A 15,926-nucleotide genomic window follows, 5' to 3' on the forward strand; every position below is an offset into this window, starting at 1 on the left:
AATAGTACTATTAAAAATGGGCTTCAGTCCGCTACACTGAGCCCTAAACTGACTGGTTGATCAGCTAAGGAGATTTATGAAAAAAAAAGTAATGGCTTGGGTGGATTCCGTGCAATGTGCTTGGCAACGCTTTCAAGCCACCGGCTGTAGTTATCGTGCGGCGGCGTTAAGTTTCGCCACCTTACTTTCGCTGATCCCATTAATGACATTTGGCTTTAGCGTACTGGCTAAATTCCCACAATTTAAAACCATGAGTCAGCAGGTCCAAAATTTTATTTTTGCGAATTTTTTAGCAAGTTCCGCACAAACAATCACCACACATCTTCATGGCTTTATGGAGCGCGCTGGACAACTGTCTATCATTAGTCTCCTGCTCTTACTGATCACGGCAACGCTATTGATGTTAACCTTAGAACAAACCTTCAATAGTATTTGGCAAGCCCCCAAGCGGCGTCATTGGACGTTCACAACGCTCAGTTATTGGCTGGCTTTACTTTTTATTCCACTCTTAATTGCGTTATCATTATTTATTCTCTCTCACTTTGCTTTGCCCTTTCTCTCCACGCACGTTGTGGTGGATAATCTCCTTATTTTACTTCCCCCTTTATTGACTCTGTTATTTTTTGCATTTTTATACCGATTTGTTCCCCATTGCATCGTACCCTGGCGCGCGGCGCTGAGTGCCGCCTTATTCGCTACATTTCTGTTTGAAATAGCAAAATACGGCTTTAGTCTTTATTTATCTTATTTTCCAACCTATAAAATTATTTATGGAACGTTATCTGCTTTCCCACTTTTTTTAGTATGGATCTATATTTGCTGGCTCATTACCCTAATTGGGGCGGCCATCAGTTATGCAGTAACAAAAAAATTAGTAATACACGCCTCGTAAAGAGGCGTGCTCCCGCAAAAATATCCGTGGATGGATTCGACTTCGCTTCAAAACTATTGTACAATAGCCACTTATAATAAAAGACACTTCTATCGGAATCACATACGTCGAGCAAGCTAAAATTGCTGAGCAAGCGGGTGCGTGTGCCGTCATGGCCTTAGAACGTGTTCCTGCCGATATTCGACGCCTCGGCCGCAATTGATTCACGATATTATGGAGACGGTTTCGATTCCAGTCATGGCCAAGGTCCGGATTGGTCATTTTGCGGAAGCGCAAATTTTACAAGCGTTAGGAGTCGATTTTATCGATGAAAGTGAGGTATTAACTCCAGCAGACGATGAACATCATATTCATAAATCAATGTTTAAAGTTCCTTTTGTTTGTGGTTGTCGCAATCTAGGCGAAGCACTTAGACGAATTGGTGAAGGCGCAGCAATGATTCGGACCAAAGGTGAAGCCGGCTCAGGGAATATTTTACATGCGCGCGATCACTCAGGAAATTAAAGTATTAGGTGCTCTGGGTGCAGAAGAGTTATTTGTCCGTGCTAAACATCTTGGCGCACCGCTTGAACTCGTTAATTGGATCGCGCAAACTGGAAAGCTCCCGGTTCCTCATTTTTCAGCCGGTGGCGTGGTCACCCCCGCGGACGCGGCATTGCTGCGTCAATTAGGGGCTGAAAGCGTTTTTGTTGGCTCAGGAATTTTTAAATCCTCTGACCCGGAAAAACGAGCACGTGCAATTGTTTTGGCCACCACCCACTATGAAGATCCAAACAAATTACTCGAAGTATCGCAAGATTTAAAAGAAGGTATGTCGGGTATCCTGCCACATACCGTCACTGAAGCGGTCTAACTTTATCCATGCGAATTGGAATATTAGCCTTACAAGGTGGCTTTCAAGCCCATGCAGATTGCTTAGCCAAACAGGGTGTGTCTTCCTTCTACGTACGGACGCCTGAAACCTTAGCAAAAAGTGATGGATTAATTATTCCTGGTGGAGAAAGCCTTGTTTTTCTCCGTTTATTACAAGAAAGTGGCCTATGGTCTGCCCTACTTTCCTATCAAAAACCTATTTTTGGGACCTGTGCGGGAGCAATCTTATTGAGCGCGCGTATTCGCTCCCATCAACAGCCCTCTTTAAAGCGAATTGCGATCACTTTAACGCGCAATGCTTATGGAAGACAAACGGCCAGTGAAATCAAAACTGGGTTCTGTTTTATCACTGGTCAAACCATCGAAATGCCTTTTATTCGTGCTCCAAAGATTGAATCGATGGATAGCTCACAGGTACGAATTCTTGCAAAAATGAATGATGAAGTCGTCGGTGCAAGAAGGTCGTTGTATCGCCGCTACTTTTCATCCTGAATTCAGTCAGCACAGCACATTACATCCTTATTTTATTGAACAAATAAGCAAATAGTTGTTTTCTGTTTTAAGCAGAGTTGCTGACTCTTGTGCTGGTTTCTAAGTGTTCATGGTTCTCTGAAGCTTCTGCTGCGTCAAGGTGAACAGCAGTTAGATAGTACTTCATTTTCAATCTTGGTGGCGACTTGTATTGCTTCATTAAGTGCCGTACAGTCAGCGGTTTTTTTAAAGAAGGATTGGTGCAACCACTTATGCTGAATCGGCTGTGTTACTTTTTCATTCATGTAATCATTGAATAGGATCCATAATGGACTATTTTCAATCGATCGATCTACCATAGAAGTTTTTTTCTGCTCTTGTTTAATTTCTTTAGAGCTCATAACTTTTAACTTTAAATCTTTTTTTATTTCTAAAATTGTATAAATAAAATCATCCATTTTTTTTATCATATCTTCATACTGATTCTTTTTCTTGAATTTATTTTTTTGTATAAACTCGCTATTTTTATTAGAAATATTCTCTTTTTTTGCACACATCGAACTAGCTATCTCAGAAGTTTTTTTCTGCTCTTGCTTGACTTCTTCAGAGCTCACAATTTCCAATTTTAAATCTTTTTTTATTTCTAAAAACCCAGAAATAAAATGATCGATTTTTTTTATCATATCTTCATATTGATTCTTTTTCTTGAGTTTATTTTCTTCTATAAACTCACTACTTTTATTAGAGATATTTTCGGTTTGAGTGTTTAGATTTTCTTGGCAAGACTCAAACTGCTGAATTTTTAAGAAAACAGCAAGATTATTGGTTAAATCTTCTATTTTAACATTGAGCTTTTTTTCTTCCAGGTGATAATTGAATTTTATTTATTTTATTTTGTAAATCTGTTGTTTTTAATAACCACTCACGAATCAGAATTTCTTTATTTTTCAATAAAATTTTTACATTATCCTTGCTTTCCTTAGGCTTAGCTAAATAATTGATTATATTTTTCGTTGCATAATAACCGGATTGTGTAATGGCTGTATTCGGATCATAATTCATTCCTAGCGGTTCAGAATCGTTTTTATTCTTAGAAAGATAATAGTAAATTCCTTTGACCACATCTAATAAGTTCAATAATGCTAGTCCCACAACAGATAGCTTAATCGATAATCCAGCGATTACAACCGGAATGGGGAGAAACAAAGCAGTGATGGTGATAGCTAAAAATAAAACAAGTATTAACACATCAAGTAATAAACTTTTGATATTTTTTAAATATTTTTGTTTTAATTTTACTGATTCTTCGCAATCGTTTAATCTGAAATATTGATATAACACATAACTTAAACAAGCAATATACGTAACCAAAAATAAGGCTGTCATCGCTACAGCAAAACACATCACACCAGGACTGCCCACCATCATTAAACCTGTTAAGAGGGTCATCGGTAAAGCAATCGTTAAAATACTACTGTGATTTATGACATTTTTTAAATATTGATCACGCTCTCCTTGGGTATTTTCTGCCTCTTTATCGATGAGCACATACGCTATAAAACTAAAAATAAAAATGATTGTACTATCTAGTAATTTTGCTAAGCTATAAAACAAAAAAGCGATCCCTAAGGCCGCTGGGACAGGCATAAAAAAACAAAGAATAAATGCTATTAATGAAATAATTACCTTGAAAATCGAAAATAATACTTTTCGAGTTTCACCTAAATTTTTATTTTTAATTGTATAAAAAAACTAATTATTCTTAAGATAGCCCTAAGAAAATTCAGGAAATAGTTAACAATTGAGAAAATATAGGCAATTTTGGCAAAGAGCTTTGCTGTGCTAATCAAGCGCTTCCCTACAAAAGCAATTAAACGCCAGAATTCTATAGAAAAAACGTGGTTCTCAATAAAAGAAAAACACTTTTCTTTCGCACAAACAAGTATTGGACTCATTAGTGTTGTTTACTTAAATTACCCGAAGGCAAAAAAAAAACAACTTGAGCAGAATCAATGGAGCGCATTATATCGTTTTTAGAAAAAAAGAAAAGCAAAACTTTTAGGATACGTACAAAAAGCGAAATACCTGACCGTGATAGTCTGCCGCTCTCAATAGGTAAGTTTCCGAATATCATCGGTTATTATAAGATATTTAATACTATTTTATGCATTATAACATAAAAGAGAAGTATGTTCATTATCCTGATTAGAATCGTTGATCGTATTTTTAGGCTGTGAATACAATCCAGGAGAAACCTTCTCTCCCACCGATTGAATGGCCTGATCGATTGTTTTTATTTCTTGAGATAAGGAAGGCGTCTCATCAGCAGTCACAGTCTCCTCTGAGACCACCTTAGTCGATTTTGACCACGCTTGTTGAATAAATTCGAGATTATAGATAGAAGCATTTGTTCTTTGCTCTGTATAGTTCGATTCCGGCATATTGCCTGCAAAAGAGTAGAGTCCAGCACCGACTGCAGCAAAAATTGAACTTGTTAGCCCTTTAATCACCACTAACACTGCATTACCCAGCGCATTAATCATTAGAAAAAATGTACTTAATAACTTGAGAAAACGATTACTCCATTTTTCTTTCTTTCCAGAATTGTTCTTTTACCGTTTGAAGCCCCTTTGAGCAAAACAAATTCGCAAAAAAATGAACGGTCGTATCATAAAATTTACTGACACTCAATACCGCAAAAGGTACTTGACCAATAAATGAAATTACTGCTAAACCGATTACAATACCAGAAATGATTGGCACGGATATAAACGGACAGGCAGCACTTAAAAGTGCCACTAACGACAAAACCGATACTTTACAACCAAAACCAATCCCAAATAAAACCAGCGCGGTTAACGCTCCTTTGATAAAAATACCAAACAGTTGGCGCGCAGTTAAGTTTTTAAACCAGGCTTTGATCTCTGAAAATGAAATCGGATCTTTGATCACTTTAACAAACGCATAGAACATCGTTATCGTCAATGCAACACAATAAAAAAAGCCCGAGTACTAAAGCTAAAGTAAGTGGTACAAAATTTATAATCGCTCCAACAAGAAGTGCCGCGCTTACCACGCCAACGGATAATGCAAAAATAAACGCTAATCCTAATAAGCATTTCCTAAACCAACCCATTGTTTTGCGTTCGCCGGTTTCTTTATCGATATATTGCGTGAGTTTTCCGCTGACTATCATTCGAAAAAAATCAGGTAAAGTTTCTGCAAAAAAACTATAATTTGAATAAAAACCAACGCCTCCAAAGATAACCCCTACTATGAGGATGCTTCCCCACAATGGCATAGTCGGTAAAAATAAATAGATAGCCGTTGCTAAACCGGCTGTCAACCCAACGATAATCGCCAAAATGATTGAAAAGATCTTAATTGCTCGATACGTTTTAGTCGGCGGCGTGTATATAGTTATCGCTTGTTCAGCACTGTGTAGGTATTCTTTTTGTTGTGCTTTACTCAAATCCGAGGAAGACTGTTGTCCTTTCTCTTGAAACTTGTGCGTATCTAACTTGGTTATTATCCCGTTTTGATCACTTTGTTCTCTTTCTGCTAAGCTTGCAGGGGGCGCATCCATTGTTTCTTTGTAAAGAGGCGTCAGAGACGTTAAGTAATCTCTACGCGACGTTTTAGGATCTAACCTTGAGTCTGAATTGATCGTCTGACAAAGCGCAAAGAGCGCTGCGTGGATAGCGTGTCTAGTCTGTTTATCAATAAAACGTTTATTTTTATTATATTGGCGATCGTAAAAAATAGAATGGGGAGTTACTTGACTTTCATTCCCACTTCTGAAGTAGGGATCTTCCCAAGCAGTCATAAAAATAGATAATTTCTGTAACCCGAAGACGCTCAATGATGATTTTTTTTTAGGTTCCTTTGACTTATCCTGATTCACGATTACTTTCTTGATATGCTCGCGAAACCCACTCTCCTGAGTGAGAGAAATAACTTTTTTGCCTTTTTTAATTAAAGATTTTTCTTGTGCAGATAACGTATTCAATCGAGTTTGTTTTAAATTATTCCCCATAGGAATACAAATCATCTAAAAGTTCAGAAAAATTTTTCTTGGGTTCGTTAAGCCTGTCCAATATTTTTGCGAGCATGGATTCGAGAAGATTTGTTTTATCTTGTGAACTACTCGGCATAAAAACACTTTATTAAGTATAACAGTTGATCTTGTATCATACATAATATTTTTAACAATTCAAAGCAACCTCAATAATTATTTATTTAGCTTATCTATCGATCATACGTGTGATTACTTTGTTGTAGGATTAAAATTTACTCTTATTTAACTTTTTCAAAACTAACAAAACAACTTTTATATAAATAAAATTGATTATAGATATATAAAAACTTGTATTATTTGGCTATTTTTAAAAAAAATTTAATTTATGAGAAAATTAAAAAATAAACGTCTTGACAGAGACAAGCGATCATTTCAAAAAAACTCGCTCTGAATTTTTTTGACTTTATGAATAAAATTAACTCCAGATATAATTACTTTTACCGCCACTTACCTTAAATTGAATAGACTCGACTCAGTTTTTGAAAATTTAATAGCTATGCTATTTTCATAGCATGAAAAACTGATTTATCGTCTATTTAATATCTACTCAAAAAATTAATGAAATAAGAATCAATAGTTTAGATAAACTTATTATTATGATAAATCAAGTAAGAAAATTTGACTTTTTTTACTCGATATTTTTAACAGTTTGACTCAAAAAAAGACGATTCCTTACTACACGAGTGATGTTTGTAATGAAATTATGTAAAATAATTAAAAATGTTTAAATAGCATTTAAATTCACAATTAGCGAGTCGCTATCCTCACAAAAAATATTGGCCATCCTGAGCCCAAAATGAGTTCGAATCATACAATGCACGCCTACTATCGCTGCTTTTTCGACTGCGCATTGCTTGCGCAATGCACTCCTTGTCTCATCGTCAGCATCACTCGAAAGCGATGATTTAGTGAATTATAAACTCGGAGTATTATTTACACCATCATCATTCTCATCTTCACTCAAATCATATTCAGGGAAACTATTATTTGCTATAAATTTTTTACACAGAAGATTTTCTTGTGCTTTGCTATCTAATTTTTCATCTAATTGTTTTTTCTCTCTTTTAAGCTGTCGAAGCTCTGCTTTTATTCTACTATTATTATTCATTTCTAATTCTTCTGTTAATTGATCTATCTTTAGATTTAAAATTTCTAAATCTTTCCCTAATTTTTCATATTCTAAAATAGAAATTTTAGCATTTAAGTATCGTATTTTTGCTGTTTCCTTATCTGCTTCCCCCCATTCATCCTCATCATTTAATTCTGCTATTTTTTCATTCAAGCGTGCTTTTTGTAATTCTATTTTATTTATTTTTTTATTTAATTTAGTTTGTTCTTTTTTTCTTTCTGCTAATTCATTAATTTTTTCTTTATTATCTACTACTTCCCAATAGGGTTTCCTTTTTTTGATATTAAAAAATCCTTTAAGCCCCTGTTGTATATCAACTGAAACATTACCGCTCTACGGCACCTGAGGCAGTTGGTAGCGGTGGCGGTGGCGGTGGTGTCCCGTTCCCTTGCACTGGTTGTTGCGCTGCTGTCTGTTGTACTGCTGGCGGCGGCGGTGGCGGTGGCGGCGGCGGTGGTGGTGGTGCCCCGTTCCCTTGCACTGGTTGTTGCACTGGTTGTTGCACTGGTTGTTGCGCTGCTGTCTGTTGCGCTGCTGTCTGTTGTACTGCTGTCTGTTGCTCTGCTGTCTGTTGCGCTGCTGTCTGTTGCGCTGCTGTCTGTTGCGCTGCTGTCTGTTGCGCTGCTGTCTGTTGTACTGCTGTCTGTTGCTCTGCTGTCTGTTGTACTGCTGTCTGTTGCGCGGCTATAAGCAATTGATAGTTTTTCAACCTAGGCGTATATATTTTGTCACACTTGTTTTTATAATATTTTAGTTGTTCTAATGTATATTCTCCAATATTTAACCTCTCATTCTTCTCTGTATTTCCTATATGAGTCTTATATTCATTAAGCTTATACTTGTTTATTGAATATTTAAATTCATAGTATTTTAATAACTTTGCTAAAACGCTATTAGATAAACCATCTTGTTCTTTTTTATATAATCTTCATAAAGATGATAGAGCGCTTGATTGAGCTTAAATTTAAATTGATAATCTATTAATTCTTCTTTACTCACTTTATTGTGTTGATAAGATTCATATCGTTTATAGAGTCTATAATAAACCTCTTTTCTCTCTAGGCATTTTTTTAATTTTTCTTCTAACTTTAACTCTAAATGAGGATCTAAGATTCTTTCTCGACTTTCAACACCTAGATTCTGGCTATTTTCTGATTGTAAACGACCAGTTGATACATTATCGCCACTCTCATAGCCTAGATCCGAAGCGTCAGCGTTTGATTGATTATGTTTTCCTTCACGCCTAGAATAAAACCGCCTCTCTTGTTCAGAACGTTTGCTTTTTAATACTTTCTTTTTTCTTTGTTGCCTTGATTCTTCAATCGGCAAAGAAGATGATAATGACCCTGAACATTCAGAATCAGAATGAACACTTTTTAGAGAATCTAATCCAGAATCACAACTAGAAACCGAATCTGAATCTGAATCTAAACAATAATTTGAATTATAATGTGATTCACCATATAAATTAGGATTTGTATCAATCCCATCCTTAGGGGAAACTGGGTTAGAACAGTGCTGTACGCCTATTAAAGACACTGGATTAAGATTTTTCCCCATTTCATAAATCATGCGCAAAATGTTAGGGCTGTATTTAATTAAAAGATTTTCACCCGTAAGCTCGACAGGGCTTTTAACGCTACTTAAAGCCTGTTTCGGAGGGGCATACATTAAACTCTCATTTACAGAAACACTTTCTTGAATCGCTTTTCCGGTCTCTTGATACTTAAAAATCGCTCTAATAAAACTTTTAAAGTTTTCCCATAAATTTTGCTTTTTTAATTCTTGATTGTGCCATAGACCAAACTCTGCCTCTAATCTCTGATCGAGATCGTTATTGAAAGTTGACTGGCCAAACAAGGTTTTTTGTACAAATTCCTTACCATATTTTTCTTGAACCAGGGATAAAAAGTAAACAAAAAAATAAAAATTTCTATAAAAATCAGGCTTTCCTTCATAATCATGATCTTGATAGAATGAAAGAAAACTATAATTATAATTTTTTAGAAAAGAAATAACTTCTTCTTTCTTTTTTAACTCTTTAATTTTATTGAAAGCTAAGTTTTTTATCTCAGGTTGATACGCACTGGTAACAAGCGTTATCTTTCGTAAACTAACACTTAGATTGATATAAGCTTGCAAACTTTTTTGTGCTTTTGAAAAAAATTTGTCTATATTCATTTTTATTTTTTTTTAAAATAGTTTTACTATGTTTTTCAGATTATATTTAATTGACATTTATGTCAAGAAAACAACGACTTAGCACAGGTTGATTATTCTTTTTTGTTATTGATAAAATCATTTATTAAATGTAAAAATTATGATAAGATACAAGCAAGTACTTTTTACAGAGTAAAGGAAAAAAGAAAAGATTCTTTATTTTTAAATAGAAGATGAAACTCTTTATATAATTTGATATGGCTAAATATTAAATACTCTTTATCTTAAACTCAATTTACGTAAAATAATTAAAACTATTTAATAGTATTCAAATTAACAAGAAGAAAAAGTTAAGATCGAGAGCACAAATAAGTCACGTTAGTTATTGAAAACTTTTATTATTTAGCCCGCCAACTATACATTGAATTATTTTGCAAAGCATATTCCCGATACCGTTATGACTCCATGAGTAATTGAAGATAGGTCGCGATTTATCCGTTAACACATAAATAGCACGGAGCCTGAAAATTGCGTAACGTTTGCCATTGTTTTACCAATGGACATTAAAAACTAACGATAGCTACCACTTAAATGGAAAAATAGAGAAAAAGAATAATAACGTCGTGCCATAGTTATTTTGTGTCTATAGCATAGTAATCAGATAGAACATACCTCTAGAAAAATATAGGCAAGATGATATTCTATTCTGAGCCTTAAGTTTCACAATCACATTACGTGATTTCATTTCTAGACAAAAAAACCAAACATTTTTTATAAGCAAAACGTTCATTTGATTGATAAAAAATGTTTAGATCTAAGTTTCCATGATGTTTCTTATCCACTCTGGGTATTTTTTGCAGAGGATACAGTACTTCACAACAGTTAAAATACGAACGCTTATTCATCTAAGTAGTTTACAAAGAAAGTAAGCCACTTGGTACGTTAAATGATAATTTTTCGTTTACTGTTTATGAGATAAACGCGAAATATTATCATCTATATTCTCTTTTTCGTTATCATTGTCATGAATAGTTGATTCTTGAGGTAGACTGACTAGAGAAAAAAATTGTTTTCCAACTTTCAGAGTTACAATCTTATTTTCTGTTTCAGAAGAAGCATTTTCACTACTCCTAATCTCAGTCGAACCAAAACGATATTGAGTGATAAATTCGTCTCTTTTTGTATGAGCCTCTTGTTCTTCTTTATTCATGGGTTCCGGCATATTTCCAGAAAAAGAATAGAATCCACTACCCACTACAGCGAAGATTGAACTTATCGAACCCTTAATAAAGACTAAAGCCGCATTACCCAACGCATTAATAGTTATATTGTAATAAGTTTTCAATATGGAAAAAAAGTGATTTCCGCACTTTTCTTGTTCATCACAAGATTTTAACTCTTGAGAATTCTGGGTTGAGTGAAAAAAACCAACTATCGTATTACAAAACTTATTCACGCTTAACACGGCAAAGGGTACCTGCCCAATAAATGAAACAACCGCTAAACCGATGCAAAGGGCAGAAATTACTGGCACAGATATAAATGGAAATGCAGCACTTAACAGTGTCACTAAAGTAACAATAGAAACTTTACAACCAAAACCAATACCGAAAAAAACTAGTGCGGTTAAAGCACCCTTGATAAAATAACCTAACACTTGACGTAGCGTTAATTTAATTTCTGAAGATGAAAATGGATTTTTAAGTGCTTTAACAAACGCATAGAACATGGTTATGGTCAACGCAATACCATAACATAAACCTAATACACTACCTAAAACCAATGGTACAGTAGGACCTAAAAAAGGAAATATTAACGCTGACAAACCCATAATCGACCCGACAAGCAGGGCCGCACTGACTACGCCAACTGACAATGCAAAAATAAATGCGAATCCTAATAAAAACTTCTTAAACCCTCTCATCTGTTCACGCTTATCAGTTTCTTTATCGATATATTGCGTGAGTTCATCTCTTGCAACCATTCGAAAAAAGTCAGATAACGTGCTTGAAAAAAAATTATAATTTGACTGAACGCCAGCCTTAAAGACAAAGAGCCCGACAACTATGGCCAATACAGTATAAAAAGTAGAACCACTCCCTATTAGTAGATATATTGCGCCACCGGTTGCTAAACCAGCTGTCAGCGCAACGATACTCGCCAATACGATTGAAGAAATTTTAATTGCTCGGTAGGTTTTAGTTTTATTCGGCGGGATATACTTTGCGGCCTCTTCTTCAATTTCTTTCAGAAATCCTTGTGTTCTTTTTTTATTATATGATATAGAATCGGAGGTCTTTTTTTGATCATTATTTAAGGTTTTTAAGAGCGCTAAAATATCGTTACTATCGATTTTTTTAGAAGTCGAATCCGTATCAAATTTATTAGAATCGTTAAGAGAGTAAACTGTATAACAAAGCGCAAAAATCGCTGCATGAATATTATATCTATCCTCTTTAGGTATATTATTTTTATCTTTATGGGATTGATAATCATATTTATCCTCAAAAAAGTCACCTTTCCAGCTAATAAACAACTTAGTTAAATTTGATATTTGTTCTGGTGTGGCCTGAGCAATATTTAGAGGATTATCTCTTATAAATTTCTGAATAGTATCTCTATACTCGCTATCCTTTGAGAGAGAGATACTTTTTTCTTTGTTCCTAACAAGAGTTTTATCTTTAATAGATAACAAATTAATCCGGTGTTGTTTTAACATTTCCCCCAGAGAATATAAATCTTTGAAAATATTCTCAGTGATTGATAGTGTGATATTAATTCATTTATTGTATTATCCGGCATAGCAAGACTTTATTATCTAAAAAAGGTAAAGATAAATTTTAATGGTCAATATGAATTGTTTTTAAACAATTACATATTAATAATAACTTATTACAATAAATCTTTTTTATAATAAAAACAAATATAAAAGTTAGCAATTTAAATAAAACTTGCAATTTAATTTTCTTATTTTAATTAACTTATGAGAATTTAATTATTTTAAGATAAAAAAATTAAACAATATAAAAAAAATATAATTTTTAAGATGAAGACTATTCTTCTTTATAAAAATGATAATAAGACAATAAAAGCGCTATGAAATCTCAGAGTCGATAATAGACGTACATTGATAGGTAAAGGAGAAAACACATCACGCTATACAATCATGGTAAAAGGAATGGTATGAAGCGTCAGTGAGGGAGATGATACTAAATCCGGATGAATCGTAGCCTTATCTTCAGTCGCGTCATTCGAACTCATTTTGGGACCAAAATGAGTAAAAATTTTCCTGAGAATTGTACCAACTCTATCTGTTTAGTCAAATAAAGCGCTAATCAGATTCTAAAACGAAATTATGGCAGAGTACTTCCTTATATTTATGAAAGTCATATTTCTCTGCCATGGTCAGTTAAAAAATTAATTTAAATAATGGTAAGCTGTTTAATTCATGATTAATTAAGTAATAAAATTTTATTTTTATTACTTATAATTTTTAGCTTGTTGACTCAATCAGAAGGTGGCGTTGATATCTTATTACCATCATTATTTTCAGGATGATCATTAATTCTATCTCTTAGTTTCGCAAATATTTTTTTCAAACCAGATCCATATCCTCTTTTCCCTGCTGAGATCTTTGAGAATTATTATTAACTGTTTCAGGGGATGGTCGCTTAGCACACGGCCTCTTTTTCACTTTTTTTCTTTAAAATGAAACAATATTCGTGAGTTACCTACTATAGTAGGTTCTACATATCTTTTTTGTACTTTTTGTACATCATCAATATTCTGATCATGTGTATCTATATCATGACGACTTATATCATCATATTCAACGATATATTCATTATGTTCATTGATATATTTTATTCTACCATCTTTATAACCATTATTATAACCACACGCATAACCCGCCTCAAAAGGAAGATCAACAAATAAATTAATATCTATAATCTCGATAAATTGGCATCCTTAATGTAACTTTGATCATGCCCTTTCCAGTAAGCCTCATGATAACCTTTCTTAAACGCTTCATTTTCCTCATACATTTTTAAAATATATGCCGCATTCCGAATTAGAAATAAATTTATACCTATATTAGCTTTTATTTCATTAAATTTGTTATATTTATTATAGTCATGATCACCCTCATTATAATCATATTCATAACCACTCTGCGCAGGGTCGGCAGTCGCTAAATCGATACCACTCGTATCAAGAAGTGTAAACTGATTAGATTCTTCATCCTCAAATTCAGCAACTTGTTCACCTTCATCGTAACCCGCTTCATAACCCTCATCATAACTTCTCCTAAACTCATGATTACTCTCAAGCATTCGGAGAATAATATCTTTTTTTAAAGACTTATCCTTATTTATCCTTTCATTGTTTGTTTCTAGAACATCTTCTCTCTCTTGACGTTCTAGAGAGTTCTGTTCTGGTGGCAGTGTTTGATCATTCGACGATACAGAGAGACCCTTATCCTCATCCTGATGCTTAAGAACCTCTTCCGGTAATTGTAGATTAAATGCAGTCTCCATGGAATCCACTTGAGTATTGCAAGCATCCTGTCCTTTTCCCAATTCCTCTGTTTTATCTGTGTCTATACCTATATCTGCATCAAAATCTAATCCAGCATTATTTTTTCCATCATCCGATTTATCTTGAGGAAATAACTCCACTGATGCTTGACTCGCCACTGAATTAATGACTACTTGATTGTCTTTAAGCGGATAAGAATCAGACAGCTGTAATTGCTGAAAGGTGATGTCGTCTATTTTGCGGTGAAGGTTATGTTTATTTAGGAGATATTTAGATTCATAATATTTTAATCTATGTGAATATCTATATATACATTTCCATTGGTAATATTCAAGTTTTTCTTCTAATTGATCATTATTCTCTATATCACTTATATGAGCTTGATATTTGTTAAGCTTATATTCATTTATAAAATGTTGAAATTTATAGTATCTTAACACTTTCGCCAGATAACTACCTGACGTGCCTTGAGACAAAATATCCCGTTCTTTTTCTATATAATTTTTATAAAAATAATAGAGCTCTTTATTGAGATTAAATTTAAATGTATACTCTTTTAAATCTTCCTCGCTAAGTTGATTGTTCTCTTTATAAGACTCATATCGTTTATAGAGCTGCTCATACACCTCTTTTTTCTTTAGACATTTTTTTAATTTTTCTTCTAGTTCTGACTCCAAATGACGATCCGAGGCATTTCCTCTATGTTCATCACCCAGATTCTTGTTTTTTGTAATGCTACAAAACAATTTAGTACCTTATCATTACTCTCATAACCTAGACCCAAAACTGGATCACTTACGTCAGAAAGAGATTGATGATATTTTTCCTGACATCTAGCATGAAACTGCTTCGCTTGTTCAGAACGCTCCTTTTTCGGTACGTTTCTTTTTTTCGTTGTCTTAATTCTTCTATGGGTAAAAGTGACACCAATGACTCTGAACTACTCGAGTCAGAATAATAATCCGAATCACTCTTTTTATCAGTGAATGATTTAGCGATTACTTCACTAATATCCGGCTTAATACCGGCTAAAGAATTAGAATTAAGGTGTTTTGGCACCTCATCAATCATTGTCGAATTTAGAAATTTATTCTCAATTAATCTATCCTTAGTAAGCATGTTTTTTCGATTTTCAATATCACCTAGCTCTTGCTTTAAACTGTTACCAAACAACTTATCATTTGTAGAAACAGTTTTCTGAATAATTTTAGCGATTTTTTGATAATCAAAAATTTTCCCAAGAACGTGTTGGATATTTTTTTCTAAATTTAGTTTTTGATGCAAAGGAGATTGATCTATTAACTCAATCAACACAGAGTCTTCTCCATGCATTAAGATAATTAACTCTAAGAAACAGACTAAAAAGAAAAAATCTTTTTGACGTTTAATGTAATGATCAAAATTAAAACTGTTTGATTTATCTTCTTCAATAAGACTTCCCATATACTCTTTCAGAGTGAGAATGATGTCTTCTTTGTTTTTTAACTCATTAACTTTTTTAAAGGCTAATTTTTTTATCTTGGGTAGGCATGATCCATAAAGAAAAGTCATTTTTTGTAAACTAACACTTAAATTTACATAAGCTTGCAAACTTTTTTTTGATTTTAAAACAACTTTACTTATGCTCATTTTTATTATTTATTTAGATGACTTAAATAAGTCTTAGCATAATTATATTTTTTGTATTATGATTTTAGAGTATCTTTAATTAATATCCTTGTCAAGAAAACAACCATTCACTAAATATAAAATATTCTTTTTTATTATTGATATAATAATTTATC

Annotated in this window: 13 protein-coding genes and 1 pseudogene; 3 read left to right on the top strand and 11 right to left on the bottom strand. The window is 33.6% G+C overall.

Annotated features, from left to right (window positions below):
• Window positions 1-76 precede the first annotated feature (76 nt).
• From S3O_RS11725 to pdxT, 3 genes and pseudogenes are all read left to right on the top strand, one after another.
• Window positions 77-892 carry a YihY family inner membrane protein gene (locus tag S3O_RS11725; RefSeq protein WP_010598165.1) on the top strand — a complete coding sequence of 272 codons (816 nt, stop codon included), beginning with the start codon at window positions 77-79 and terminating at the stop codon, window positions 890-892.
• A gap of 151 nt (window positions 893-1,043) precedes the next feature.
• Window positions 1,044-1,745, top strand: a pseudogene (locus S3O_RS14035) (pyridoxal 5'-phosphate synthase lyase subunit PdxS).
• 8 nt (window positions 1,746-1,753) lie between these two features.
• A complete protein-coding gene (pdxT, locus tag S3O_RS14040; protein ID WP_010598168.1) occupies window positions 1,754-2,257 on the top strand; it encodes a pyridoxal 5'-phosphate synthase glutaminase subunit PdxT in 504 nt (167 codons plus the stop codon).
• Window positions 2,258-2,391: 134 nt separating this feature from the next.
• Here the strand turns inward: pdxT and S3O_RS0105990 are convergent, their stop codons facing one another.
• From S3O_RS0105990 to S3O_RS0106045, 11 genes are all read right to left on the bottom strand, one after another.
• The gene (locus S3O_RS0105990; protein ID WP_010598169.1) at window positions 2,392-2,919 is read right to left on the bottom strand and encodes a hypothetical protein; all 528 of its coding nucleotides are present in this window, start codon (window positions 2,917-2,919) and stop codon (window positions 2,392-2,394) included.
• A 157-nt stretch (window positions 2,920-3,076) separates the two neighbouring features.
• Window positions 3,077-3,883, bottom strand: a complete 807-nt coding sequence (locus S3O_RS0105995; RefSeq protein ID WP_010598170.1) for a hypothetical protein — start codon at window positions 3,881-3,883, stop codon at window positions 3,077-3,079.
• A gap of 515 nt (window positions 3,884-4,398) precedes the next feature.
• Window positions 4,399-4,779 (bottom strand): hypothetical protein, encoded by a 381-nt coding sequence (locus S3O_RS0106005; RefSeq protein WP_010598172.1) that lies wholly within the window; start codon window positions 4,777-4,779, stop codon window positions 4,399-4,401.
• Window positions 4,780-4,813: 34 nt separating this feature from the next.
• Window positions 4,814-5,209 (bottom strand): hypothetical protein, encoded by a 396-nt coding sequence (locus tag S3O_RS0106010; protein WP_010598173.1) that lies wholly within the window; start codon window positions 5,207-5,209, stop codon window positions 4,814-4,816.
• Window positions 5,190-6,287, bottom strand: coding sequence for a hypothetical protein (locus tag S3O_RS0106015; protein ID WP_010598174.1), 1,098 nt, complete (start codon window positions 6,285-6,287; stop codon window positions 5,190-5,192). Before S3O_RS0106015 ends, S3O_RS0106010 begins: the two co-directional genes overlap by 20 nt.
• A gap of 940 nt (window positions 6,288-7,227) precedes the next feature.
• A complete protein-coding gene (locus S3O_RS0106020) occupies window positions 7,228-7,596 on the bottom strand; it encodes a hypothetical protein (protein WP_010598175.1) in 369 nt (122 codons plus the stop codon).
• A gap of 172 nt (window positions 7,597-7,768) precedes the next feature.
• Complete coding sequence (locus tag S3O_RS17335; RefSeq protein WP_010598176.1) at window positions 7,769-8,152, bottom strand: hypothetical protein; 384 nt, start codon at window positions 8,150-8,152, stop codon at window positions 7,769-7,771.
• A gap of 173 nt (window positions 8,153-8,325) precedes the next feature.
• On the bottom strand, window positions 8,326-9,624 hold the full coding sequence (locus S3O_RS0106030; RefSeq protein ID WP_010598177.1) for a hypothetical protein: 1,299 nt from the start codon (window positions 9,622-9,624) through the stop codon (window positions 8,326-8,328).
• Between the two features lie 940 nt (window positions 9,625-10,564).
• Entirely contained in the window at window positions 10,565-12,322 is a 1,758-nt protein-coding gene (locus S3O_RS0106035) for an MFS transporter (protein ID WP_010598178.1), read from the bottom strand.
• 1,225 nt (window positions 12,323-13,547) lie between these two features.
• The gene (locus tag S3O_RS0106040; RefSeq protein WP_029463684.1) at window positions 13,548-14,888 is read right to left on the bottom strand and encodes a hypothetical protein; all 1,341 of its coding nucleotides are present in this window, start codon (window positions 14,886-14,888) and stop codon (window positions 13,548-13,550) included.
• 49 nt (window positions 14,889-14,937) lie between these two features.
• Window positions 14,938-15,771 carry a hypothetical protein gene (locus S3O_RS0106045; protein ID WP_010598180.1) on the bottom strand — a complete coding sequence of 278 codons (834 nt, stop codon included), beginning with the start codon at window positions 15,769-15,771 and terminating at the stop codon, window positions 14,938-14,940.
• Window positions 15,772-15,926 lie beyond the last annotated feature (155 nt).

It is taken from the genome of Rickettsiella massiliensis 20B (assembly GCF_000257395.1).
Classification (GTDB): Bacteria; Pseudomonadota; Gammaproteobacteria; order Diplorickettsiales; family Diplorickettsiaceae; genus Diplorickettsia; species Diplorickettsia massiliensis.